Genomic DNA, 22,869 nt, shown 5'->3' on the forward strand with positions numbered 1-22,869 from the left:
GGGAGCCAATCATGATAAAGCTACCTAAGTACAATATTGACCAACAAGATGCCCTGTTAAGCGCGCAAAATCATGTTGGAGGCTACACAAACTACCTGAAGGATGTGTTAGAGCCTGCCATTAAATTGGGAGAGTGGGATAACTTTGAAGCGCTAGATATTGGTTTTAGCGTCACAGGAGAATCATTGGGTAAGGTGGGTGACAACGATGCTTGGAGAAAGCTTCAACTCTTTTTTGAACCTAACGCTACCAAAATTAATACATTAAACTTTGAGATAGATGAAAAAGTAATCGAGAGAAATCTGAGAAACCAATTAAAAGCACTCGCTTTAAAAATGATATGGCTATCACCTAAAAATTATTCATTTCAGTCTATTTATAATACCATCGTCGCCTTAAAAAAGCTTGTTCCCCCACTACTCGATGAAGGGGAAAACTGCTTAGGTTCCGTAGACTTTGAGCGGCTAGAAACATGGGTAATTACAGATTTTACTGACATAGATTTTGAACGGGAGAGCATCTATACCGCACTTAATAAATTGTACACCGAGGCAGAAGGTTTGCCTTTTGAAGTGCCATTAACTAAACGATTGACTCCCTCCATTTTTGGGTTAACTTTTAGAGAGGCTGAACAATACACCGTTATCCCTCAACGCCTATATTATATGGGGCTACAAAAGTCAGAAGCATTGGTAAATGAGCTATACCCTATTCGTGACAAACTTAGTCAGCTATCTTGTTATATTTCGACTTACTTTGATAAAGTTTATGAAGGTTATGCTAAATACCTTTTAAGTGATAAATCAAAAACTAAAAAAGGTAAAATCCATTGGCTTTTAGGCAAGACTAATACCCTTAATAAAGAAAGAACCATTGCCTTTCAAGAAGCCTTTTTAGCATTAAACTCCCCATCCGAAGCAAAAACCCTTAAGTTACTAAAAAGGTATAAGCCAGAAGTCAAAAGTAATTATATTGACCAGTTTCACCCAAATAACGAATTGAGTATTGGAACAAGGAAAATCACACATATTAAAGAAGCTCAATCACTATTTAGACATCTTAACGGTGGTTGTTGTTGGACTTTAATGTCTCGCACAGGTATGCGCTCTGATGAACTCTATCATATTCATACAGCTAACGGATGCACAACGGAGATCATATCAAAGCAAACAATTCACATTATTCATGCTGATCTATCGAAAACTATTAGAGGTTCTCAGTCAAAGCAGGATGAGTTTGTTACAACAGAAGTCGGTAAAAAAGCTTACGAGATACTACAAGCTTTACATACACCACTTAGAGAGCACAGCCCTGAAAGCTATGCGTTTTTCCACAAAACAAAAGGGGGCTGTAGTGCTATGGGGGCAAAAGATCCCAGTAGGCATGCTAAAGCTTGGTTTGAAAACGAATTGAGTGAAGAGCTTGCACTTACCAATGGCGATTTAATTGATTTGAAGGTCTCCGATCCTAACCTTTCGTTTAATGTGGGGGATGACTATAACTTCTCAGGACATCAGCTCCGCCGCTCGTTTGCCTACTACCTGATCGGCTTCGAGCTTTGTGCGTTCCCCCAACTCAAGCAGCAGTTCAGCCATGTATCGATGGCGATGACACGCCATTACGCTAAGAACGCCAGTAAATTCCAGAAAATGAGAAAGAAAAAGGAGAACTTGGCTCACGCCATTGATGAAGAAAGGATTGATCAAAAAGCGCAGGTGTACCTCAACATCTACAAGAAGCTCGCTAACAAAGAACGTGTCGCTGGCGGCAAGGGCAAAGAGTTTGCCAAAAACATGATGAAGGCTAAGCGTAACCAGTTTAAAGATAAGGTCGATGACGACATGCTCTCGCTCAACTACTGGAAAAAGCAAATCCGAGATCAAAAGCGCCACATTCATGCAGTAGCCCCTGGAATTTACTGCACGTCGACAGGCTGTAGTCTGCGCACACAGGTAAATCTTCTTGAATGTGTTGACTGTAAGAATGACTACATTGTTGATGCTGTTTTTGCGGAGTCTAAACGTAAGGAGGCTGAAATCAATATGCTATGGGATATTGTACATGATGAATTAACGCCTCAAACGGCATCAGAAGCGTATATAAAAATTACGGCTGCGGAGCGCATTATGAAAGACTTAGGCATCAACTTTGAGCCTGTTGAGCTCCCACAACAAGCTAAAGATCTTTTAATTCTTTACGAGGTAACTCAATAATGACAAAGGCGACCAAACACAAATTACTGGAAGCCCTAGAGCGACTATTAGAAGGCAAGCCTGAAAATCGTGAACTGAGGAAAAAAGCTCGTGAAGGTAGGCTAAAAATTAACAATAGTACCGTTGAGAAGGAAGCCGGCCTCTCGGTTGGCTCACTGCGCAGGCATGAAGACGTTCGAGTCATGATCAAGACTAAACTTCTTGAAGCTCGGGGGGCACAAGACGGCTCTAGCCAAACACCTATTGATGTATTACAAGCTGATATTAAACAACTAAAGCAAGACAAGACTCAAGCGAATAAAAAGAAAAAAGAGTATTACGACGAAGCTCAAAGCCATAAGGAGGCATTAGCTGTTCAAGCTGCCACTCATATCAAAATAGTTCAAGACCTAATGGAAATGCTTCCTGCTTCAGAGCGAGAAAAAGCTATAGATAAGGTGGTTAATGCCAGACCAGATAATATCGTTGAAGGTAATTTTAGAAAGTAACTGAGCCTCGTTTAAAGTTACTACTAGACAGCACTAGCAAGCATAGATAAAACTAGACATAAAAAGAAAGCTCGATTTAGAGTAAAGTTAAAGAAAGTAAGGATAACCCATGGCTATCGAAGCAGGACAAACCGCTCCAGATTTCACATTAAACGATCAAAACAACAACCCAGTAACCCTCTCTGAACTGAAAGGAAAAAAAGTACTACTCTATTTCTACCCACGCGCTTCAACGCCTGGGTGTACAGTCCAAGCTCAAGGACTTCGTGATACTAAAACTGAACTAGATGCTCACAATGTTGTTGTGCTTGGTATTAGCCCTGACACCCCAAAAAAGCTGACGAACTTTATCAACAAGCAAGAGCTTAACTTCACTCTACTAGCTGATGAAGAACACGAAGTTTGTGAGAAGTACAGTGTATGGCAACTCAAGAAGTTCATGGGCCGTGAGAATATGGGCGTTGTAAGAACAAGTTTCTTGATTGACGAGTCAGGCAACCTCGAACATGTATTCAACAAGTTCAAGACCAAAGATCACCATGAAGTTGTATTGGAATATCTAAACAGCAAGTAGCCAATTCAAGCTCTAACCGGCACATTCTAGTAGGGGCTACCAAGCCCCTACTCAAACAAATACTTCTAAAACCCAACAGACGTGCCACTGATAGCGGCAGGCGATCCAAGCAACCCATCTGCATCACTTATGGTGTCGTACTGAGCTGAGTTCGACCAGATTACGCATTTTTTCACAGCCAGTTCTTGAACACCATCCACAATGTACTCATCTAAGGTGAACTCAATAAACTCTATTTGAACAGGGGTAAACTCGCCCGAAATATGCACTTGGTCTATCTGAAGCGACGAGTTCTGTAATTGTATGTGTTTCCCTAGCATAAGTGACAGAACGTCGCTAATGTTCAAAAATTCACATTACTCAATTTTTGTAAGCGTTCCCCGCACAGTGAATAGCTAACAAATTGTTACCCAAGAGTGTGCTGTGCATTAATGGCAAACCTTTCTTGATTCCTTCTACGAACTAAAAAACGTATCACGCAGGTTGCGTGACGCAACTTGCGTGATGAGTTTGCTCTTATTTGTGGAAAGGACCAAGTAATAACTAAGTAAAGATATCGTTACAATCAATCAGGTTTATATTGTCTTTTTCTCTATTGGGCGCGTCCTCTAGACTAAAGCGCCTCCAACGCTTTAGGTGCTAACAGGTTCCTGGACAAGCAAAATTGATACAAATTGGTTGAAAGGAGATTGCATCCTGCATTTTCTACATGCGATACCAAAATTTATGCATACTTTTGGTATATATACTAAATTCAACGTTACTTTTGGTATTTGCGCTCAAATACACGACCAGAAAAGTGTGAAATACCAAAACTAGAGTTAAATTTTGGTATTGGTTTTAAATCGTAATACTTTAGGGAACACCTTAATTAAAATGTATGTACGCTAGACGTGTTGCTTCTTGGCGCTGATAATTAACACCATAAAAATTGATTCAAATATGTATTTTGACGTTAGACCACAAGGAGCACCTCAATGCGTGACCCTAAACGAATAGAAACTACGCTTTCACTTTTGAAGGAACTTTGGAGCAACAATACTGACCTTCGGTTCAATCAGTTAATGTATAACCTTCAACGAGAGTTTTCACTCGAGAACGATGGTAAAGGGCAAATCACGGAAATCTCGCAAGAGGGTATTCAGCATGTTGGTTATGATCTGTTTTACATAGAAGATGACATTTTCATTCAATTTCTAGAGAGGAAGCTAACGCAATAATAGCGCTAGTTTTTGGCTAGATAACAAAACACCTTTGAAGGCTGTGAAAGAATTATTAGTGATTGCTATTCAGCGTGAACTGCCTTAGTAAATGCAACGCACATCTGTTGTATAACATTACGGCGGACTTTCTTGATCTTGGGGGCACGATGCTCACTGACAATAACTCGACTCATCAAGCGAGTAACTGCTTCACGACGCTGTTGGTCGGAAAGGTGAATTTTTTTAGTTTCTTGTTTCATGTCATATATCTTAGATGGCGAGCCGCGGATTTCATCCGATGACGATGATAAGTAAATATAGCTTTGACATTGTTACGTGTCTACACTCATCTAAACAGGTTCAATAGGAAGCGTCTCCATTAGTTTAAAGTCCGTGATATACCATTTTTTGTCAAAGCTCATCTACATCACTTAAGTTTAGGTTCGGCAATTGGATTTTTTGCTAATTCAGCGTGAAAGTTATTGATGCAGTAGTACATGCATCGTCTTTCGTAAATCTTCTTTGCCCCACAACTTTTCAGGAAGCATAGTTCTGGCAATAGAATCAGCTTATGTGCAAAACATGCACATTGCCTATCAATCAACGATCGAGTATTCCTCGGCAGTTGAACTGTTGCAATATATGCAATATATGCAATAGTTGCCTGAGCGAGGAGAAATTTCAGTGGTTGCAAAATCAGCAACAACTACCACTGACTCCAATTGTGCAACAGCCAGTTGCACAAATTAGCCTGAATCAAAAATGTCCCTTTCTGCGCGTTAGCGTGATTACCTAGAGGCAGACCGTACCGCTGGAATCGCATTACTTTTTTTTCTAATCTCAATGTTTCGCCATGCTTTGCTAAATATTGGGCAAATTCCTTTTGTATATAACATCTTTAGAAAAAGATTTAGAACAATGGTGCAATTTTTTACTTAAATCAAAACAGCGCGTTAAAGCACTAGAATGCATAAGGGGAGTGTGAAATCGATTCGCCATGTCAATGGATTGCATGGATGGGAATCATTCATGAAATAAATGTTAGAGCGTATCATAATTAATATTTTGACAGTGTTTAAAATATCATACTATTTTTGTTTCATATTGTGTTCGTTCACTTATCATTTGGACTGTATTTACAATCGGAGAATTATTGTATGGCAAGATGTACAGCACCAGTAAATGGTCACCGGACAGCAAGTGCTAGAGCTAACTGTCCTGCGTGTAGTGGCAGTGGTCGTGGAAGTTACCGTTCATTTTCATCATACCCATCGTCTTCGTATTCTTCGTATGAAGGTAGTAGTAACAGGTCAAGCGGCTCAATCTCAAGTAGCCCTAAGCCAAGTTGGTCTAGTTCCGGTTCTTCTATTATTTATACTTCAGCTGAAATCAGAACTCTTACTCCAGTTCGGAAAAATGTAGAAAGGCGCGCTTCTAAACCAGACCTTCGTGATATTTTCCTATGTCACGCTTGGGATGACCGTAAGGGAATTGCCAAAGAACTACATGATTTACTAGAAGCGAAAGGTGTTTCGGTTTGGTTTAGTGAAAAAGATGTTTTACTTGGCTCTAACTTGATGCGTGAAATCGATAAAGGTTTAGCTAAATCTAGAATTGGTATCGTCATGGTCACTCCTTCGTTTTTGAAGCGTATAGACGGTGAAGGTATTGCAGATAAGGAACTATCAGCTCTACTTTCTACTGATTTACTTGTACCAATTGTACACGGTACAACATATGAAGATCTTCGTGATATAAGCCCGTTACTTGGTTCTCGAAGTGGTTTAGATACAGCGGAAGATCCATTAGATAATGTTGCTGGTAAACTTGCAGAGTTAGTCGCGCTTTAACAAACGCTTCACTGTGGCCTGAAATGCGGGCGTTATACGTAAGGAGAGGATGATGTCATTACCAAGGACTTTTGTAGGATTCAGTAGCACCGATATTCACTATTGGCGTCTGATGCAAGCGTGGAAAGCCAATAAAAATATTGATTTTAATTTTGCTAATTGCCAACTTCAGACTGAAGTTAACTCTGTAAATGAAGCTTACATTAAGCGAAAGTGTAGAGAACGAATTAATATGGCAGGAAAATATGTCCTATTAATCGGGCAAGATACTAAAAGCAAGCATAAATACGTTCGTTGGGAGGCAGAGGTTGCCATAGAAAAGGGCTGTACGATTATAGGGGTTAATCTAGATGGTTCAAGATCTATGGTTAGAGATACATGCCCTCCTATTATCAGGGATATAGGAGCTATTTTTGTCCCTTTTTCACCCGCAATAGTAGCTCACGCAATCCAGAATTATGAAATGCATAATGATAACAACAATTATCACTACAAAGATCATGTATACACAAGCTTAGGATATCAATTGTGACTATAAATGAGGAAGATTTTCCAGCACTGTACAATTCTGCGGATAGTGCTTCTTTAAAAGCTCAAAGCGCATATTTTAACGCTTTAAGATGCTATCTTATTCTTTTAATCATAGCTGCACTCGTGTCGTTTTCTTATCCGGCAGATGTATACGCTGCTATAGCATCTGCTTTGTTATTCCTGATTACTTTAGGTATTCTAATTTGGCTAAAAGTTCAGAAGCCGGAGGACACTTGGTACAACGGAAGGGCTGTCGCAGAATCTGTTAAAACACGGACGTGGCGTTGGATGATGAAAGCTGAGCCATACGAATCAGATGGACCAAATCAGCAAGTTCAAACAGAATTTCTCAATGACCTTAAAGCAATTCTAGATCAAAATAGGGCATTATCACATGAACTGGAATGGACTCCCGATTTAGGAGAGGCAATTTCAGATGTAATGATTGATGTTCGATCGTTACCTTGGGAAAAGCGTCTAGAAGTATATGTTTCAGAAAGAATTGATAACCAGTCCCTCTGGTATTCAAACAAATCTCAACTCAATAAACATTTAGCAAAAAAATGGTTTGTTTTTTCTATAGTTTTGCATTCCTTGGCAATACTATTGCTGCTCTATCGTATCAAGGAGCCATCAACCTTCTTACCAATTGAAGTCGTTGCTACTGCAGCCAGTGCTGTTCTTACTTGGGTGCAAGCAAAAAAACATAATGAGCTTAATTCCTCATATGCTTTGGCTGCTCACGAAATTGTCCTGATAAAGGGAGAATCTGTTTCTGTAACAGAGGAGAGCCGTCTGTCCGAGTTTATAATCAATAGTGAGTATGCTTTCTCAAGGGAACATACACAGTGGGTTGCGAGAAAAAACGTATAACAGATGCCGGCAGCAGGACGCCCACAAGCTCGCACTTCTGCTGCGAGCGTCATGCATGATTGGAAACTATGTATAGGAAGATTAATGTTTAATCTGATTGTTAACGGCGGAGGTTGGGCAGAAAGTCGAGATACTTTTACCCTTGGCCGCATGCTCGAGTACACATCTGACGATCTAGTCGCTCGTTTCAAGCCCAATGGAGTTCTAGATTTTGAGGCGATACGAAGTCTCCCTACCTTATTTATGGAGGAGTCTTGGGGCTCGGAGCAACAATACGCAAGAGTCGGGAGAATCATTGAAGTATCTGAATCTAGAGGCACTATATCCCTTGAGTATTTCTATGATCCAGAAATAGCTCCAATCTCCAATGAAACTCTAGAGCGAATTGCAAGGGAACTTGATATAGCTGATTTCGAGTTCAGCCGCACTCATTGGGCAATAAAAAGCCAAGATCTTTTTCGAGTGCTATTACGGCATGCGAATCCAAAAAGAAAACAACCAAAAGTCTTTACTCTAAGTGATCCTGAGCAGATCGAGCCCCTTTTGGTTTCTGCAATGATGCCATTCTCCCCCCAGTTTAATCAGGTCTATTCAGCTCTCCAACAAATATCCGAACAATATGGTTTGAAGTGCCGTAGAGCCGACGATATTTGGGAAAATCCAGCTGTGATGCAAGATGTAGTCTCACTAATAGACAAATCACGAATCGTGATTTGTGACTGTACGGGTAGAAATCCAAATGTCTTTTATGAGGCAGGCATTGCACATGCTCTTGGTAGATAAGTTATCTTAATCACACAGGTAGAGAGCGATATTCCTTTTGACCTAAGGCACTTGCGTTACGTCTCGTATCTGAATAATGGTGAAGGTCTACGAGACTTACAATTAAAATTAGAACAAAGAATTTCATCATTAGTGGGAGCGTAGCAATAAGTCGCTGAACTTCATTATGACCCCAAAAAGAGTTAACTCGTTGTCTGTGGCGCGGTCAAACGCAGACTTTCTCGCCTACAAATTTTCATCCATTTCACTCAAATGTTGCAATTCTTTGCAATGCCTAAAAGTTGGGCAGGCATGCAGTCATATTGAAATTATGACGATTTTTATCTCAACTTCGTGCGCGTTTTTCCAGATGGTGAATTTAGCAAAATACTGATAAGTTCATTACATACAGATAGTTAACTGTGAGGGTTTTCACTAGTCCAATAAGGTAAACGCGCATGCGCACTAATAAAATGTTAGATTCAATCGAGGAAAGTGATGGCATCGGAACAAGTATTAGAAATTTTAAAATCTGGCGCTGAAAATTGGAATAAGTGGCGCCTCACTGAAGAAGGAAGAAGAGCAGATCTAAGTGACGTGGATTTCGTACGAGCTTGCCCAAGTGATGGTGGATTCTATGACCTTCCTGAGTTTCATGGGTTTGATTTTTCCCACATGAATCTAAATCGCGTATCTATGAGGAATAGTACTTTTATAGAATGTGACTTTACTGATAGCCATTTTCATTTTTCAGATTTGGTGGATTCATACTGTTTAAAATGCAACTTTAGTGGCGCTGGTCTAAATGTATCGAAAATTGGGTCAGCAAATTTCATAGAGTGTAATTTTACTGGCGCTGATCTTTCCTACTGTAGTGCTGAGGAGACAAATTTTACTGGTTCATATTTAGTAAACACCAATCTAAGTAATATGAGCTTGGTAAAGACAAATTTTTCTAATGCACGAATAGAAAATTCTTGCGCATATGGTATTTCTGCCTGGGATTTAGTCCTAAATGACTGTAAACAATCAAATATAGCCATATCCGAAACTAGCAATTCAATTACAGTGCCTACCATTGAGTTAGCACAATTTATATCCTTGTTAATTAAGAGTAAAAATCTTCGGCAAGTCATCGAAACGATAACATCAAAAGTAGTATTAATCTTAGGTAGATTTACTCCCGAGAGGAAGGCTGTTCTCGACGAAATTAAAAGTCAATTAGATGAACATGGTTATCTTGCTGTTCTTTTCGATTTTGAGGTTCCATCTAGCCGAGACATAACCGAAACGGTTATTACCTTAGCGGCATTGTCCAAATTCATCGTTGCTGACTTGTCCGACCCTAGAAGTATTCCCCAAGAACTAACTTCTATTGTTCCACACCTCCCATCAGTTCCGGTGCAGCCTATCTTAGAGTTAGATGACCAAGAGTACGGAATGTTTGAACACTTCAAAAATTATCCTTGGGTTCTTCCAATCAAGACATATGTATCGAGTGATTTATCTTCATTGGTTGAGCAAGTAGTTTTAAGCTGTGAGGAGCATTTAGAATCATAAATCTAACAAGTGCGTCAATTAAGACGCTCGCCAGCTCGCGCCTATTACGCAGGCGTTAAGCCATAGACATTTTTATCCGAAATTCTCCTGATAGTGCCGACGCCCTAACTCAGATATGTCCATCTTCGAGCTAGCTGATGTGGCTAGCTCAGATCTGCCCCAAAACGATTTTGAGGCATAGTTATAGTTTGTTGGAGTGCACCTAGGTTGAATTAATATTTCTTATGAATTGCACCTGTTTTGCCGAAATTTTCCCTGTCAATCATCACATCGTTTGCAGCTTTTCTTCTTCTCTTAACGTGAGAACCTCATATCCTGTACCAGTGACAAGTACTGTATGTTCAGATTGAGCTGAGAGTTTTTTGTCTCTAGTGACCACCGTCCAACCATCTTTTTTGGTTTTTATCTTAGCAGTGCCCTGATTCACCATTGGTTCGATAGTAAAAATCATGCCCTCTTTTAGTGTGAGTCCACTATTTGGCTGACCGTAATGAAGTACCTGTGGTTCTTCATGCATTTCACGACCTATTCCATGTCCACAATATTCCCTTACGATACTGTATCCATGGGATTCTGCATGTCGCTGTATCGCATGACCGATGTCACCAAGTTTTGCCCCAGGTTTTACTTGCTTAATACCTTCCCACATAGCCTTATAGGTTGTTTTTACCAGTTGAATAGCAAGCGGTGATGCTGAAGGCATTACATACATTTTACTTGAATCGGCAATAAATCCATTCTTTTCTAGAGTAATGTCTAAGTTGATAATATCGCCACTTTTTAAAATCTCAGTCTCTTTAGGAACTCCGTGGCACACAACTTCATTAATCGATGAATTTAGTACATATTGATAATCGTATTGACCTTTACTTGCAGGTCGAGCATTGAGTTCATTAACAATATACTGTTCAACTTTATTATTAATATCCATCGTAGAGATGCCAGGTTGGACGTATTCGTCGAGCATCTTAAAAACCTGCGCAAGTAACTTGCCGGATTCTCGCATTAACGAAATATCTTCTTCAGACTTAATCATTACTTGACTATGCATCACAATGTTCTTCAGTTGTTGAGATGTTTGTTGCGGAAACATTCGCGGATTGCATCAGATTCGCCATGATTTGATTGAATGAAAGTTGAGGATGTAGCTCAGCCAACATGCCCATTTTGATCCAAAACTCTGCTTGTGAGTTTATTGAACGTGACATGACCGAACTTGCTTTACGAAGTTCTTCATGCAGTTCTTCTGAAATTTTAACAACACCCATAGATATACGTTTTACATATGAAACATATACGCATTGTATTTTTTAGGAGTTGTCGTGTCAAATCTGTCGGAGATTATAGGATCTCATGATTAAGTTGATATGTATCCATTGACTAGCTTTTGCCCCATTGTGAGTTGAGACGAAACCTCACTAGAAAACGATAGCAGTGAGGTTTCAATACATTTTCTTATGACTATTTCTATAATACTTCCGAAAATGTTACTAGAGGTACTCGAGGTGATGCTGCATTCAAAGCAATTTTATGAATCATCGAATCTGTAGTTGTGCAACAATCTTCAATAATTGAAACTTTATATTTTTCTGCTTTCTTTGATATAGCAGTATGCGTAACGCAATTTTGTGTCATCATCCCGCATATCAGTAACTCATCAATATCAAATTTTTCCAGTGATTTCTCTAAATGAGTTTGATAAAAGCTATCTGCATGCTGTTTCTGTATGACTTCTGCATTAGGACATATCGCGATTATTTCTGGGTGGATATTCGCTCCTTCACTACCTTTTTCAAAGAAAGGTGCCATTCCCTTAGGAGCTGAAGATACGTGTTGGATAAGAAAGACAGGAATATACTGTTGGTTAGCTTTAGCAATTAATTCTTTAATGTTTATCAGGATCTTATCTGTATTCCATAATGGGAGTTTACCTTTAGGAAAGTAATCATTTTGTATATCAATTATAAGTAATGCAGTTTTGTTCATTTTTGATTTCCTTTTGTTTTAACTTTTTGCTCAGGAAAATTATGAGCGACTTGATGTAGTCTTTTTAGTGGTTAAAATGACATAAAAAGGGCAAAAACCGACATATGTAGAGAGTCGTATGACAAAAATATCCATTGGAATTTGTGAGTATCCTTCAGTATTGAAGTCTGCGGTTTTTGGTCTTGAAGAGATGTTTTTGCTTGCAAGCAGAGTTTGTCGAGAACAAGGGATTGAGGTCTTATTTGAACCAGTCATTATTTCGCATGAAGAGTTGATAGAGGATAGTTTTACCGTTGTTTTGCTACCGCCAGCTTCAATAGACGATTATTATTTAGCTCCTGATGCCAAACTTATTGAATGGCTTAGAAAGCAATATTCCAAAGGTGCAGTTTTATCATCTGCTTGCGCTGGGGTATTTATTCTCGCCGCAACGAACTTGCTTGGTAAAAGAGAAGTGACAACCCATTGGGCGTTAGCAGAAACATTTGCCAGAACGTTTATGGAGATTCCTCTTAACAGCAATAAGATATTGATCGATCACGGTGACATAGTGACGGCAGGTGGTATGATGTCGTGGCTGGATCTCGGGTTTGAACTGGTCGCTAAATATTCGTCTCCTCGGGTTGTTCGCCAACTTGGTAAAACACTTGTTATCGATACTGCGCAGAGAGAACAGAGCTATTATCAACAATTCAAACCATCGTTCGCTCATGGTGATTTGGTGATTGTTTCGGTTCAACAAATAATGCATCAAGGTTATACGGAACCGTTATTGATACATCAGTTAGCGAAGCAAGTAAACCTTACTGAACGTACTATGCAAAGACGGTTTCTAAAGGCTACGGGTTACAACCCAAATCAGTATTTGCAGCGTCTCAGAATACAGAATGCATGTGACTACCTGGAAAGTACAAAACATTCATTTGAATGGATATCCAACCAAGTTGGTTACGAAGATATCAGTGCATGTCGAAAGGCTTTTATCAATATTGTTGGATTAACTCCACGAGAGTTTCGAAAGAGATTTTCCTGATTCAGATTTTCCAGATTTAAATTCAGTTTCTTATAGCTGAATTGATTTTGCCCCAAAATCATTTGGTGCAAATACTCTTTTAAACTTTGAAGGCATATGTTTTCCATACTAAAAGTTATACGAATCCTAAATATAGAAAAGTATTGCGTTGTGGGCTGCCACCTCATTTCTTAAATAACTATTGACTGATTTTGTATTGAAGAGCAGAGTGAAAAAACTGCATTTTTAGATCAGAAAGTGATTTGTTGCTAAAGAGAAATCATAAGATCTGACTAACGAATCTTTTCATTGAGTAACTTAAATTAGGATATGATATTTTGAATACGGCCCCAATACGACGCCTTAGACGCCTCCGCAGTTCCGAAGCTATGCGAGATTTATTAAGAGAAAATTATGTGCAGCTAGGTGATTTAATTCATCCTATATTTGTCGAGGAACATATAGAGCGAGCTGTGCCAATTTCTACTCTACCTAACATAAGCAGAATCCCAGAGTCTCATTTAGCGGATGAGGTCCGAGAACTTTATGCTTTAGGTATACGCTATGTGATGCCTTTTGGTATATCTCATACTAAAGATGCGCAAGGAAGCGACACATGGAATGATCATGGTTTACTTGCACGTATGATTAAAATAATAAAGTCTGCTGTGCCAGATATGATGGTCATTCCAGATATTTGTTTCTGTGAATATACTGATCATGGACATTGTGGAGCAATAAAGAGTAGTAAAGTGTGTAACGACCTTACGGTTGAAAACTTGGTCAAGCAAGCTTTAACAGCAGCTCGAGCGGGTGCTGACATGTTAGCCCCTTCAGCAATGATGGATGGTCAAGTAAAAGCGATTCGTCTGGGTCTTGATGCTGCCGGTTATCATGACGTGGCAATTTTGGCACATTCAGCTAAGTTTGCTTCTTCCTTTTACGGGCCATTTAGAACAGCAGTAGATTGTGAACTCAATGGTGATAGGAAAGACTATCAACTTGACTATGCCAACGGTCGACAAGCTTTACTCGAAGCTTCACTTGATGAAGCTGAAGGTGCTGATATCCTTATGGTCAAACCAGGTACACCTTATTTAGATGTGCTTTCCCGCTTAAGACAAGAGACTCATTTACCGTTAGCGGCTTATCAAGTAGGTGGAGAGTATGCGAGTATTAAATTTGCGGCTCTGGCTGGTGCTCTAGATGAAAAGTTAGTGGTGAACGAAACTTTTATTGGGCTAAAACGAGCTGGAGCAGATTTAATTGTCAGCTACTACACCAAGCAGTATGCGAAATGGTTAAGTGAAGAAGTTTAGCTGAATATTTGACTATGAATTTTAATAAGTAACATAAGTTCTCTGCCGTAACAGGACTGTGGACTAAAGGAATGCTCTTTGTCCACATTACTCAACTTTCAGATGTGGCATATTCGCAAGTGTTTAAAGCTTTAAGGTTTCAGCCCGTTCTGGCTGAAACACTTCTGCCCCGTTATCAGTCAGAGTAAAAGCTCATTCATATCGTATTAACGGGATTTTGGATTAGTTTTAGTTATACCTTTAACCTTAGTCTTTGCCACCTTGTCTTGTCAGTAACAAAATGTCACCACGAAAATGACACAATATGCATAACCAAAGTATAATTGTCTAAGTTTTTAGGCTTCATGCTGAGTGAAAGTAGGAATGCTTATTAATAAGCTGTTAGCACACAGACGTAAATTTAAATTAAGGAGAAATAATGAAAAAGGTATTTATCGATCATCTGTTTAGCAAGATAGTTGAAGGCAGATATGAGAAAGCTTTATCAGCTGCGGCGACTAAAGCAAAACTAGAGCAACTCGAAGATGTTCGCAACGCTATTCACTCAACTTACGGTGAAGAAGCCGTTCAAAATGTTCTTTGGTATCGAGAAGTTAAACGCTCATTAGAACAATGTTTAGAGTATATCGAAAACCCTCACTCGTTAGTCACTGATGCGGATTTTGTTATCTACTTAGGGTATGCAGAAACGCAGCTAAAAGAAGCAGAAAGAATCATTGACTCAGAACTAAGTGAATTAGACCTGTAATTATCTTAAGCCACTGTGTGCTGAGAAATTGTTCAAGAAGAATTCGCAACGCATGGAATTTTCACCATGCGTTGGGTTTAGTGTTTAAGGTGGTTTGCGGGGGCTTCGGTATTGCGTTACTCACCCCTTAACAAGCGTTATATTTCTAGGAGAGTTATGAGTTTAAGTTATTTTTCATATGACCAAAGCAAGAAGTTAGCCCTTCCTAGTATATCTTTGCTTTCGGAAACAATTCCTATTCTTGAAGATGAGTGGGTGCCTTTCCTTCGGTGCGAATTATGCGGTCGAAATACACATTGTCCGTATGCTGAAAGGTATGAAGATGGTGACTATGTCGGCTTCAGCGAAATCAAATGCGGTGTAATTGCTCAGTCATTAAGAGGCTTAGTCAAACTAAGCGAAAATGAATTCTCAAACTTAAGTCTAGAGAATCAGCAAAAGTATCTCGATGCGCTTTATTACTTTACTCAGTACATTATTGATTCTGATAGTTTATTCTCATCCCTTCAATCTCCTGAAGAGTTGGTAGAAAACTATGGCTCTAAAGTTGGACTGAGAATGATTGGTGGTATTTCACGCACACGTGACAACTTGAATAAAGCTTGCGCTTTGCTTCAAGGCATCCCTTTTGTTAGCTCAAAAAGAATCATGCTTTTAGTTGAAGGGGCTTCTGAAGCTGCGTTCGTTTCTCGACTGCTTATTCGCGATTCTTACTTGCTACATAATGTAGAAGTTAAAAGCTATGATTGCGAATCAAACAAAAAATACAATGTAATTAGGCTATTAATTCAAGAGTATCAGAGTAAAGGGTATCAAGTGCTCATTCAAGTAGATGTTGACGGTAAGCCTGATAACCTCAATGAAGCTAACTATTGGGGATTGAAAGAGCATGTGAGTAAAGGTTTATTGCAAGGCGATGATATTTTCCCATTTAGTGAAGATTTAGAAGCCTCATATCCACCAGAACTATTGTCCGAGTTGTTGGCAGAAACTATGGGACTAGAGCAGCACCAAATATACAAAGCGATCTTTGAACCTAAGTCAGATAAGAATACTCTGTATAAAAGATTGAAAGATGATCTTGGTTTTATGCCTAGTAAACCGAAACTCGCAAAGGATATTGCAGATTTAATCTCAGATTACGATTTAGTACATGATCTGGACTTTACTGATAATGAGCTTGTAAAATTTATTAAGTTTCTAGAGAGTCGTGCAATAGAAATATAGCAAATAAGGATATGTGTTGCGCCGTTAACAGCTGTCCGAAGTGTTGGACAAGCCCAAGCCACCATATAAGTAAATATTGGAAATATTATGAAAGGTAAAACAGAAAAGAAATTAAGAGTTACCCTTACTTTTCCTAATATCTACCAGCTTGAATAGAGCAAACCATCTAACAAGCATTTGTCCAAAAGCGAGTTGGGTGACAAGTATATGTGATCACCAAGCGCTCCCATCGTAATGACTATCAACTTCAACTTATAGCAACGACTTAGTTTTTATGACAAGTTTGCACTTGGAAAAGCGTCAAAATGAGCCCAATTTACAAAAAATTATGACAACTGCTATAATTGAGGTTCAAAAAGAGAAATTATCAACCTAACTTACTGTTAAATATAGAGTTTGTTGAAAATCGTCAAAGATTTAGTCTAAAAAAATTTCCAAAGGTACAGTTCCATGGGTAAAGTATACGATGGTCTTCACCGCATTAGCTTCCTGATCAATGAAGAAGGCGTGATTGAACACGTGTTCAACAAGTTCAAAACCAAAGATCACCACGAAGTCGTATTAAATTACCTGAACGAAAACGCATAAGCGCGATCCGTTCTCAAATAACAAAAAGCCCAGCAAACTGCTGGGCTTTCTTTTGAGCATTGTACTTTGGTAACGCCTACTCTTGTTCGACTGGTTCGTTTTCTTCCGTACTTGGTAAGGCATGCCATACGGCTTTAACTAGTGTCGCCAACGGAATGGCGAAGAATACTCCCCAAAAACCCCACAAGCCACCGAAGACTAACACTGCCACAATGATGGCAACTGGGTGTAGATTTACCGCCTCAGAAAACAGAACAGGAACCAACACATTACCATCCAGCGCTTGGATAATACCGTAAGCAAGCAGCAACCAATAAAATGGAGGCGCAAGACCCCATTGGAACAGACCAACGATGGCGACAGGCACGGTTACAGCTGCCGCACCGATATAAGGAATTAACACCGATAGACCGACAGCTACGGCAAGCAGCGCCGAATAGCGAAGATCTAAAATGGCAAAAGTCACGTAGCTCACGCCACCCACGATTAAAATCTCGAGCACTTTACCGCGAATGTAATTGGAGATCTGCTCGTTCATTTCATGCCAAACTTTATTCGCGAGTTTACGGTTTTTCGGCAAAACACCACTCGCGATTCTTAGCATCTCTTCTTTGTCTTTCAGTAAGAAGAAGATAAGTAGTGGCACTAAAATCAGGTATACCGCTAGCGTCGCAATACTGACTAATGACGCAAGTGAGCCTTTTACTACACTCTCACCAAGTCCCAACGCTTGGTTTTTGGCATTTGTCACCACGGTTTCTACAATTTCTAAGTTTGCTAACTCAGGATGACGTTCTGGTAACGTGACAATAAACTTTTGTAACCCGTTGTACATGTTTGGAATATCGTTAATTAGATTACCGACCTGAGTCCAAATCGTCGGAACCAAACCAAACAAAGCGATCAACATCAATCCGACGAACATTAAGATCACGATGATGACTGACAAAGTGCGCGGCACGCCCATGCGACACATTTTTACGACTGGCCATTCAAGTAAATAAGCCAAAACGATCGCGACAAGCAATGGCGCAATCAAATGCCCAAAGAAGTAAATGGTGATAAAACCAAACAGCAAGATCGCGACGAGACTTACTGCATGAGGGTCTGAGAAACGTCGTTTATACCAACGACTAACCATTTCAAACATCTTATGCGGATTCCTTATTGAATACAGTCAATGTGTAGTGCTCTGATGTAGATTGGCAATCAACTGAGTACCCTTGGGCACTGAGATAGTTCACAATGTCTCGTTTAGAGCTGTTATCCACCACTTGAATAACAAGTTGATGATACTGCTGCGTTTCTCCTTGAAAGACTTCAGCAGCGTGACGCTTTGCAAGTAACAGTGCCATAGGGCAACGTTGTTCACGCAAATCAAGTAACATGGATTCCATTGTATTGCTCTGCACTTATGATAGGGTTGTATTGTAACGGCTTTTTGAGCTGGTGCTAGCACTTCTGACATGATTTAACCACATGCTGAAATGACTCGGATATAAAATAATTTACGAAACCAATTCATTTATTTCCGGTCTTATTGCTAGCTTATATCCTCGCGGATAACCAAAACGCATGTGGCGCTGTTGAGAGGTTCTCAGCCTCTAACCACATGCTTATGTATTTTGGAGAACCTTTTAAACGTATGTTAAAACGCACTCGCTCGCTAGTTTGCTTATGTCTTGCAGCTGCAATCAGTTCGCCGACAACCTATGCCAATAGCATTGACTTGCCAGACATTGGTACGGCTGCTGGTGGTACGCTCTCAATAGACCAAGAGTTGATTTACGGCGACGCCTATATGCGTATGCTCAGAGCCAGTAAACCTATCGTTAATGATCCTGTTATCAATGAATATATTGACGCTCTCGGGCACAGACTAGTAGCCAATGCGAACGATGTAAAAACGCCGTTTCACTTCTTTATGATTCGCGACCGCAATATTAACGCGTTCGCGTTTTTTGGTGGTTACGTAGCGTTGCACTCTGGGTTGTTTCTTCATGCACGTTCAGAAAGCGAGTTAGCCTCTGTTGTTGCTCACGAGATTGCGCACGTCACACAACGCCACCTTGCGCGCAGCATGGAAGAGCAAGCACGTCGCTCTCCGGCCACATTGGCTGCACTCGCTGGCGCATTACTGCTTTCGATAGCCTCACCAGAAGCGGGGATGGCTGCAATTACGGCGGCAACCGCAGGTAACATGCAAAGCCAAATCAACTACACTCGCGCAAATGAGAAAGAAGCGGACCGCTTTGGTATTTCGACACTGGCAAAAGCTGGTTTTGATGTTCAAGCAATGCCACGTTTTTTTGGCCGTCTTGCAGATGAATATCGTTATGCGAGTAAACCGCCGCCAATGCTACTGACTCACCCACTACCTGAAGATCGAATTACCGATAGCCGTGCGCGAGCAAGGACCTATCCACCAATGCGAGTAGTGCCTTCAATAGACTATCACCTAGCGCGTGCGCGCATTGTTGCGCGGTACGCCGGCATTGACGGACAAGCTGCTTTAGGCTGGTTTGAGCGAACTCAAAAGAAAGCCTCTGCGGACATCACACCTGCTTTTGACTATGGGCGAGCACTCGTACATTTAGACAGCAAACGCTTGTCTCAAGCGGAACCTATTTTGAAAAAGTTGCTGGAGCAGGACCCAAGTAACCCGTTCTACCTGGATGCTATGACGGATTTATATATCGAGAAGAAGCAGCCAGAAAAAGCAACCGAGATGCTCCGTAAAGCGTTATCTCGGAACCCTCAAAATAAAGTATTGACCATTAACTATGCCAATGCACTACTTGAGGACAATAAAAACGATCAAGCCACGCGAGTTCTTCAAAGATACACTCATGATTATCCTGAAGATACAAATGGCTGGCACCTAATATCGAAGAGCTACCACGCGCTAGGACGTAGTGATGAAGAGTTGGCTGCGCGAGCGGAAATTTTGGCGTTGCGAGCAAACTGGAATAAAGCAATTCAATATTATAGCGAAGCAAGTAAAATGGCCAAGTTGGGCAGCTTAGAGCAAGCTCGATACGATGCCCGTATTGACCAACTCATGATCCAAAGAGATCGATTCATGGCATTACAATAACGAAATGGAGAAAACCATGTCAGTCGTGATTTATCACAACCCTCGTTGCTCAAAAAGCCGTCAAACACTTGAACTGCTTGAGCAAAATGGTGTTACACCGGAAGTCGTCAAATACCTAGACACACCACTTAACGTAGATGAGCTAAAAGCGCTGTACGCACAACTTGGCTTTTCATCTGTACGTGAAATGATGCGCACCAAAGAAAGCGAATACAAAGAACTTGGCCTAGGCGAAGACTCTGTTAGCGATGAGCAATTGTTCGAAGCAATGGCGAAAAATCCAAAATTATTTGAGCGTCCGGTGGTAGTTGCCAACGGCAAAGCGAAAATTGGTCGACCACCAGAGCAAGTGTTGGATATTCTATAAATGGATTGCCAGATCCTTATTTTGTATTTCAGCCGTCACGGCTCGACAAAACAACTGGCAAGACAGATAGCAAGAGGAGTCGAATCGACTCCTCAATGCCAAGCAATTTTGCGTACAGTTGAAGAATTGTCACCTCACTCACACTCCCCTTCTGATCCAATTGTTACTCTAGAGGAACTGAAAACGTGCGACGGTCTAGCGTTTGGCAGTCCCGTCTGGTTTGGCAACATGGCTGCGCCTTTAAAGCACTTCTGGGATCAGACTACATCTTTATGGGTCAGTGGTGACTTAATCGATAAGCCAGCTTGTGTCTTTACCTCTTCCTCTTCGATGCATGGTGGTCAAGAAACAACGTTACAAAGCATGATGACCCCTTTATTGCATCACGGGATGATGGTTTTGGGCATTCCTTATGCCGAACCAGAGCTACACACTACGCAGTCCGGAGGCACTCCGTATGGCGCCAGCAGTGTAGGCCATGAGGCAACCCTCAGCAGTGAAGAGATTCGTCTGGCACAACAATTAGGCAAAAGGCTGGCAACTGCAGCGTTAAAACTAAAAGTCTGTTAGTAAAATCAAGGATAGTTAATCGATGTCTGACTCTTTAGACCAAACACCACTCGGTACACAGGCTAAAACCTATCGTTACCTGGCTTTATTTGGCAACTTAGCCTTATTAGCCTGGGTCGCAATTTGGCAGCTTGCGTTGTCCCCTCACCCTCACCTTAGCAGCACAACACTTGCTATTGCTTGGTGTATTCCTCTATTACTTCCGTTGCCTGGTATTTTGGCTGGTAAGCCTTACACTCATGCTTGGGCTAACTTTGTTCTTATGCTGTATTTCTTGCATGCGCTGACCATCCTTTATGTGGATGGTGGAGAACGTTGGCTTGCGGCAGTAGAGTTGCTCCTGACTTCACTCGGTTTCGCTGGCAATATTTTGTTTGCTAGAGCGAGAGGCAAAGAGCTAGGTCTTAAGTTGAAGCGCCTCTCTCAAGTAGAAAAAGAAGAAAAAGCGAAATTCAATAAATAACGCCAATCTCAGTCAATCACTGAGCATTGGTTCGAATACGAATTTAGAAAACAAAAAGAGTCGCTATTGCGACTCTTTTTTACGCTTACCACATTGGTGTTTGATCCTTGCGCTTGACGCCTGGAAAGCTATCAATGCGATTACGATGCCGAGCGCCACTCGTAGATCAAGTCATACTGTTCTCGGACAGGCTCCACAATCATAGGCTGAGTTGGTTGCGTTTCGTCCTTTGCTTCCGCCGCGATATCCGCAGGCACTTCAGACTGCACTTTTTCTACCATAGCTGTATCTTTAGCTTCATTCATCGGAGCAATTGGCTCTGCTTCTTGAGTTAAAGCTGGGGCATCAACTTCACCCAAAGGATCTTCAAAAACCATTAATTGAGAAATAGAAGAAGCTTCTTTCTCAAAAGCTTGTTGAGATGCCAAAAGATGGATGTTGAGCGTCAGCTCATCACCTTGGACACGCTTAATTTCCGTACCCGCAACCGAATTAAGTTGTTTTAACGCATTCTCTAAACGGAAGAAGTCCGTGGCAGACGTTACATTAAGGACTTTCACCGCCAACGCTTTTGAAGATTTTCCAGATACTACCACTGCGCTCTTACTCGCGTAGTAGTCAGCGATGCCATCAACCATCTCAGCAATGGCATTGGCGCCTGATGCGGAACCGTTACGCGGAGAGCGCTGTGCTTCAACAATTCTCATTGGTGATTGATCGTATAACGTCCAGCGAATTTGTTCACCTTGAGCGCGCACAACTAAAACGGCATCCGCTGGGTAGCGCTGGCTCGCTTGGCCAATTGGCTCAATAAAGCCGCCCCAAAGATCAGAAACATTAACACCAGTTACATCATCAAAATCACCAACCGGGATCGTGATCGGCAAGCCTCTCGATTTCGCAGCACTGCGAAGTGCTACAGCGTTTGAAGAGTCGGAATGCTCCCAAGCAATATTACGATCGTATCCCTGTTCTTCCACCATCCAAACCAAAATATTGGCACGATTTGGCGACCAAGATGGCAATTGAGCTTGTGTTAAAAGCGAGCTGATTTGGTCACTGTTAAACAACATTTTTAAGCTCGCTTTTCCATCAACCTGCCCATAGCTCAGTTGGGAAATGTAACGCGCACTTGAACCAAGTGCCTTTTTAATCACTGGATTGCTTAAAGAGGATTGAGAACCGGTCGCTCGAACAATCACATCCTGCATACCTTGTTGACGAGCCAGAGACTCACCGTCGTTCTGCTCACTGTCGATAACCACTTCGGCACGATAGATATCCACCTGAGTTAATGCATATACTGGTAGGGACAACCAACCTATCAGTAAGAGAGCTAAATAGCGCATAGTTTTTATAATCCTCTGAACAAGAACCCGAATAATAAGCAACTATCAAATCTTGAGCAAGGTAAGTACTGAGTAAATTGTCTGTATTAC

At 40.9% G+C, this 22,869-nt stretch carries 25 protein-coding genes and 1 pseudogene; 18 read left to right on the forward strand and 8 right to left on the reverse strand.

Annotated features, from left to right (window positions below):
• Positions 1-11 precede the first annotated feature (11 nt).
• The 3 genes from ACWYVB_RS15785 (at position 12) to bcp (ending at position 3,275) form a co-directional block, all read left to right on the forward strand.
• Positions 12-2,213, forward strand: a complete 2,202-nt coding sequence (locus ACWYVB_RS15785; protein WP_395222192.1) for a site-specific integrase — start codon at positions 12-14, stop codon at positions 2,211-2,213.
• Complete coding sequence (locus tag ACWYVB_RS15790) at positions 2,213-2,701, forward strand: bacterioferritin comigratory protein (RefSeq protein WP_395222193.1); 489 nt, start codon at positions 2,213-2,215, stop codon at positions 2,699-2,701. Before ACWYVB_RS15785 ends, ACWYVB_RS15790 begins: the two co-directional genes overlap by 1 nt.
• A 109-nt stretch (positions 2,702-2,810) precedes the next feature.
• A complete protein-coding gene (gene bcp / locus ACWYVB_RS15795) occupies positions 2,811-3,275 on the forward strand; it encodes a thioredoxin-dependent thiol peroxidase (RefSeq protein WP_193229128.1) in 465 nt (154 codons plus the stop codon).
• Positions 3,276-3,340: 65 nt separating this feature from the next.
• Here the strand turns inward: bcp and ACWYVB_RS15800 are convergent, their stop codons facing one another.
• Positions 3,341-3,622, reverse strand: a complete 282-nt coding sequence (locus tag ACWYVB_RS15800; RefSeq protein ID WP_457529424.1) for a hypothetical protein — start codon at positions 3,620-3,622, stop codon at positions 3,341-3,343.
• Between the two features lie 630 nt (positions 3,623-4,252).
• Between ACWYVB_RS15800 and ACWYVB_RS15805 the strand changes: the two genes are divergently transcribed.
• Positions 4,253-4,495 (forward strand): DUF1040 family protein, encoded by a 243-nt coding sequence (locus ACWYVB_RS15805; protein WP_193229127.1) that lies wholly within the window; start codon positions 4,253-4,255, stop codon positions 4,493-4,495.
• Positions 4,496-4,560: 65 nt separating this feature from the next.
• Here ACWYVB_RS15805 and ACWYVB_RS15810 read toward each other — a convergent pair whose 3' ends face one another.
• Positions 4,561-4,737 carry a hypothetical protein gene (locus ACWYVB_RS15810; RefSeq protein ID WP_153904563.1) on the reverse strand — a complete coding sequence of 59 codons (177 nt, stop codon included), beginning with the start codon at positions 4,735-4,737 and terminating at the stop codon, positions 4,561-4,563.
• 897 nt (positions 4,738-5,634) lie between these two features.
• On the opposite strand from ACWYVB_RS15810, the gene ACWYVB_RS15815 reads away from it, so the two are divergent.
• The 5 genes from ACWYVB_RS15815 (at position 5,635) to ACWYVB_RS15835 (ending at position 10,053) form a co-directional block, all read left to right on the forward strand.
• On the forward strand, positions 5,635-6,327 hold the full coding sequence (locus ACWYVB_RS15815) for a toll/interleukin-1 receptor domain-containing protein (RefSeq protein ID WP_193229126.1): 693 nt from the start codon (positions 5,635-5,637) through the stop codon (positions 6,325-6,327).
• A 49-nt stretch (positions 6,328-6,376) separates the two neighbouring features.
• A complete protein-coding gene (locus ACWYVB_RS15820) occupies positions 6,377-6,859 on the forward strand; it encodes a TIR domain-containing protein (RefSeq protein WP_202633874.1) in 483 nt (160 codons plus the stop codon).
• The gene (locus ACWYVB_RS15825; RefSeq protein WP_202633873.1) at positions 6,856-7,731 is read left to right on the forward strand and encodes a DUF4231 domain-containing protein; all 876 of its coding nucleotides are present in this window, start codon (positions 6,856-6,858) and stop codon (positions 7,729-7,731) included. Before ACWYVB_RS15820 ends, ACWYVB_RS15825 begins: the two co-directional genes overlap by 4 nt.
• Positions 7,732-7,815: 84 nt before the next feature.
• Positions 7,816-8,514 carry a hypothetical protein gene (locus tag ACWYVB_RS15830; RefSeq protein ID WP_395222196.1) on the forward strand — a complete coding sequence of 233 codons (699 nt, stop codon included), beginning with the start codon at positions 7,816-7,818 and terminating at the stop codon, positions 8,512-8,514.
• 477 nt (positions 8,515-8,991) lie between these two features.
• A complete protein-coding gene (locus ACWYVB_RS15835; RefSeq protein WP_395222197.1) occupies positions 8,992-10,053 on the forward strand; it encodes a pentapeptide repeat-containing protein in 1,062 nt (353 codons plus the stop codon).
• Between the two features lie 265 nt (positions 10,054-10,318).
• On the opposite strand, the gene map is transcribed toward ACWYVB_RS15835, so the two are convergent.
• From map to ACWYVB_RS15850, 3 genes are all read right to left on the reverse strand, one after another.
• Positions 10,319-11,104, reverse strand: a complete 786-nt coding sequence (gene map / locus ACWYVB_RS15840; RefSeq protein ID WP_457529427.1) for a type I methionyl aminopeptidase — start codon at positions 11,102-11,104, stop codon at positions 10,319-10,321.
• On the reverse strand, positions 11,097-11,321 hold the full coding sequence (locus tag ACWYVB_RS15845) for a ParD-like family protein (protein ID WP_395222199.1): 225 nt from the start codon (positions 11,319-11,321) through the stop codon (positions 11,097-11,099). The genes map and ACWYVB_RS15845 overlap by 8 nt, the downstream gene beginning before the upstream one ends.
• Positions 11,322-11,520: 199 nt before the next feature.
• Positions 11,521-12,039, reverse strand: a complete 519-nt coding sequence (locus tag ACWYVB_RS15850) for a cysteine hydrolase family protein (protein WP_395222200.1) — start codon at positions 12,037-12,039, stop codon at positions 11,521-11,523.
• Positions 12,040-12,157: 118 nt separating this feature from the next.
• Between ACWYVB_RS15850 and ACWYVB_RS15855 the strand changes: the two genes are divergently transcribed.
• The 5 genes and pseudogenes from ACWYVB_RS15855 to ACWYVB_RS15875 all read left to right on the forward strand — a co-directional run.
• Complete coding sequence (locus ACWYVB_RS15855) at positions 12,158-13,072, forward strand: GlxA family transcriptional regulator (RefSeq protein ID WP_157629832.1); 915 nt, start codon at positions 12,158-12,160, stop codon at positions 13,070-13,072.
• Positions 13,073-13,389: 317 nt separating this feature from the next.
• Complete coding sequence (hemB, locus tag ACWYVB_RS15860) at positions 13,390-14,370, forward strand: porphobilinogen synthase (RefSeq protein ID WP_203498726.1); 981 nt, start codon at positions 13,390-13,392, stop codon at positions 14,368-14,370.
• Between the two features lie 418 nt (positions 14,371-14,788).
• Entirely contained in the window at positions 14,789-15,118 is a 330-nt protein-coding gene (locus ACWYVB_RS15865) for a hypothetical protein (RefSeq protein ID WP_395222201.1), read from the forward strand.
• 156 nt (positions 15,119-15,274) lie between these two features.
• Complete coding sequence (locus ACWYVB_RS15870; protein WP_395222202.1) at positions 15,275-16,345, forward strand: hypothetical protein; 1,071 nt, start codon at positions 15,275-15,277, stop codon at positions 16,343-16,345.
• A 450-nt stretch (positions 16,346-16,795) separates the two neighbouring features.
• Positions 16,796-16,933: pseudogene (locus ACWYVB_RS15875) on the forward strand (thioredoxin-dependent thiol peroxidase); the annotation flags it as partial.
• A gap of 76 nt (positions 16,934-17,009) precedes the next feature.
• Here ACWYVB_RS15875 and ACWYVB_RS15880 read toward each other — a convergent pair.
• Both ACWYVB_RS15880 and ACWYVB_RS15885 read right to left on the reverse strand, forming a co-directional pair.
• On the reverse strand, positions 17,010-18,083 hold the full coding sequence (locus tag ACWYVB_RS15880) for an AI-2E family transporter (RefSeq protein WP_006741685.1): 1,074 nt from the start codon (positions 18,081-18,083) through the stop codon (positions 17,010-17,012).
• A 1-nt stretch (position 18,084) separates the two neighbouring features.
• The gene (locus ACWYVB_RS15885) at positions 18,085-18,321 is read right to left on the reverse strand and encodes a sulfurtransferase TusA family protein (RefSeq protein WP_046875522.1); all 237 of its coding nucleotides are present in this window, start codon (positions 18,319-18,321) and stop codon (positions 18,085-18,087) included.
• 257 nt (positions 18,322-18,578) lie between these two features.
• On the opposite strand from ACWYVB_RS15885, the gene bepA reads away from it, so the two are divergent.
• Genes bepA through ACWYVB_RS15905 form a run of 4 tightly spaced genes read left to right on the forward strand, consistent with a single transcriptional unit; the run spans position 18,579 to position 21,430 of the window.
• Positions 18,579-20,030, forward strand: a complete 1,452-nt coding sequence (gene bepA, locus ACWYVB_RS15890; RefSeq protein WP_012841513.1) for a beta-barrel assembly-enhancing protease — start codon at positions 18,579-18,581, stop codon at positions 20,028-20,030.
• 16 nt (positions 20,031-20,046) lie between these two features.
• A complete protein-coding gene (arsC, locus tag ACWYVB_RS15895; RefSeq protein ID WP_005380410.1) occupies positions 20,047-20,397 on the forward strand; it encodes an arsenate reductase (glutaredoxin) in 351 nt (116 codons plus the stop codon).
• Positions 20,398-20,967, forward strand: coding sequence for an NAD(P)H:quinone oxidoreductase (gene wrbA, locus ACWYVB_RS15900; protein ID WP_012841512.1), 570 nt, complete (start codon positions 20,398-20,400; stop codon positions 20,965-20,967).
• Between the two features lie 22 nt (positions 20,968-20,989).
• A complete protein-coding gene (locus tag ACWYVB_RS15905; RefSeq protein ID WP_012841511.1) occupies positions 20,990-21,430 on the forward strand; it encodes a DUF2069 domain-containing protein in 441 nt (146 codons plus the stop codon).
• Between the two features lie 140 nt (positions 21,431-21,570).
• Here ACWYVB_RS15905 and ACWYVB_RS15910 read toward each other — a convergent pair whose 3' ends face one another.
• Complete coding sequence (locus tag ACWYVB_RS15910; RefSeq protein WP_065645522.1) at positions 21,571-22,779, reverse strand: DUF2066 domain-containing protein; 1,209 nt, start codon at positions 22,777-22,779, stop codon at positions 21,571-21,573.
• Positions 22,780-22,869 lie beyond the last annotated feature (90 nt).

The sequence above is a fragment of the Vibrio sp. JZG10 genome (assembly GCF_054064075.1).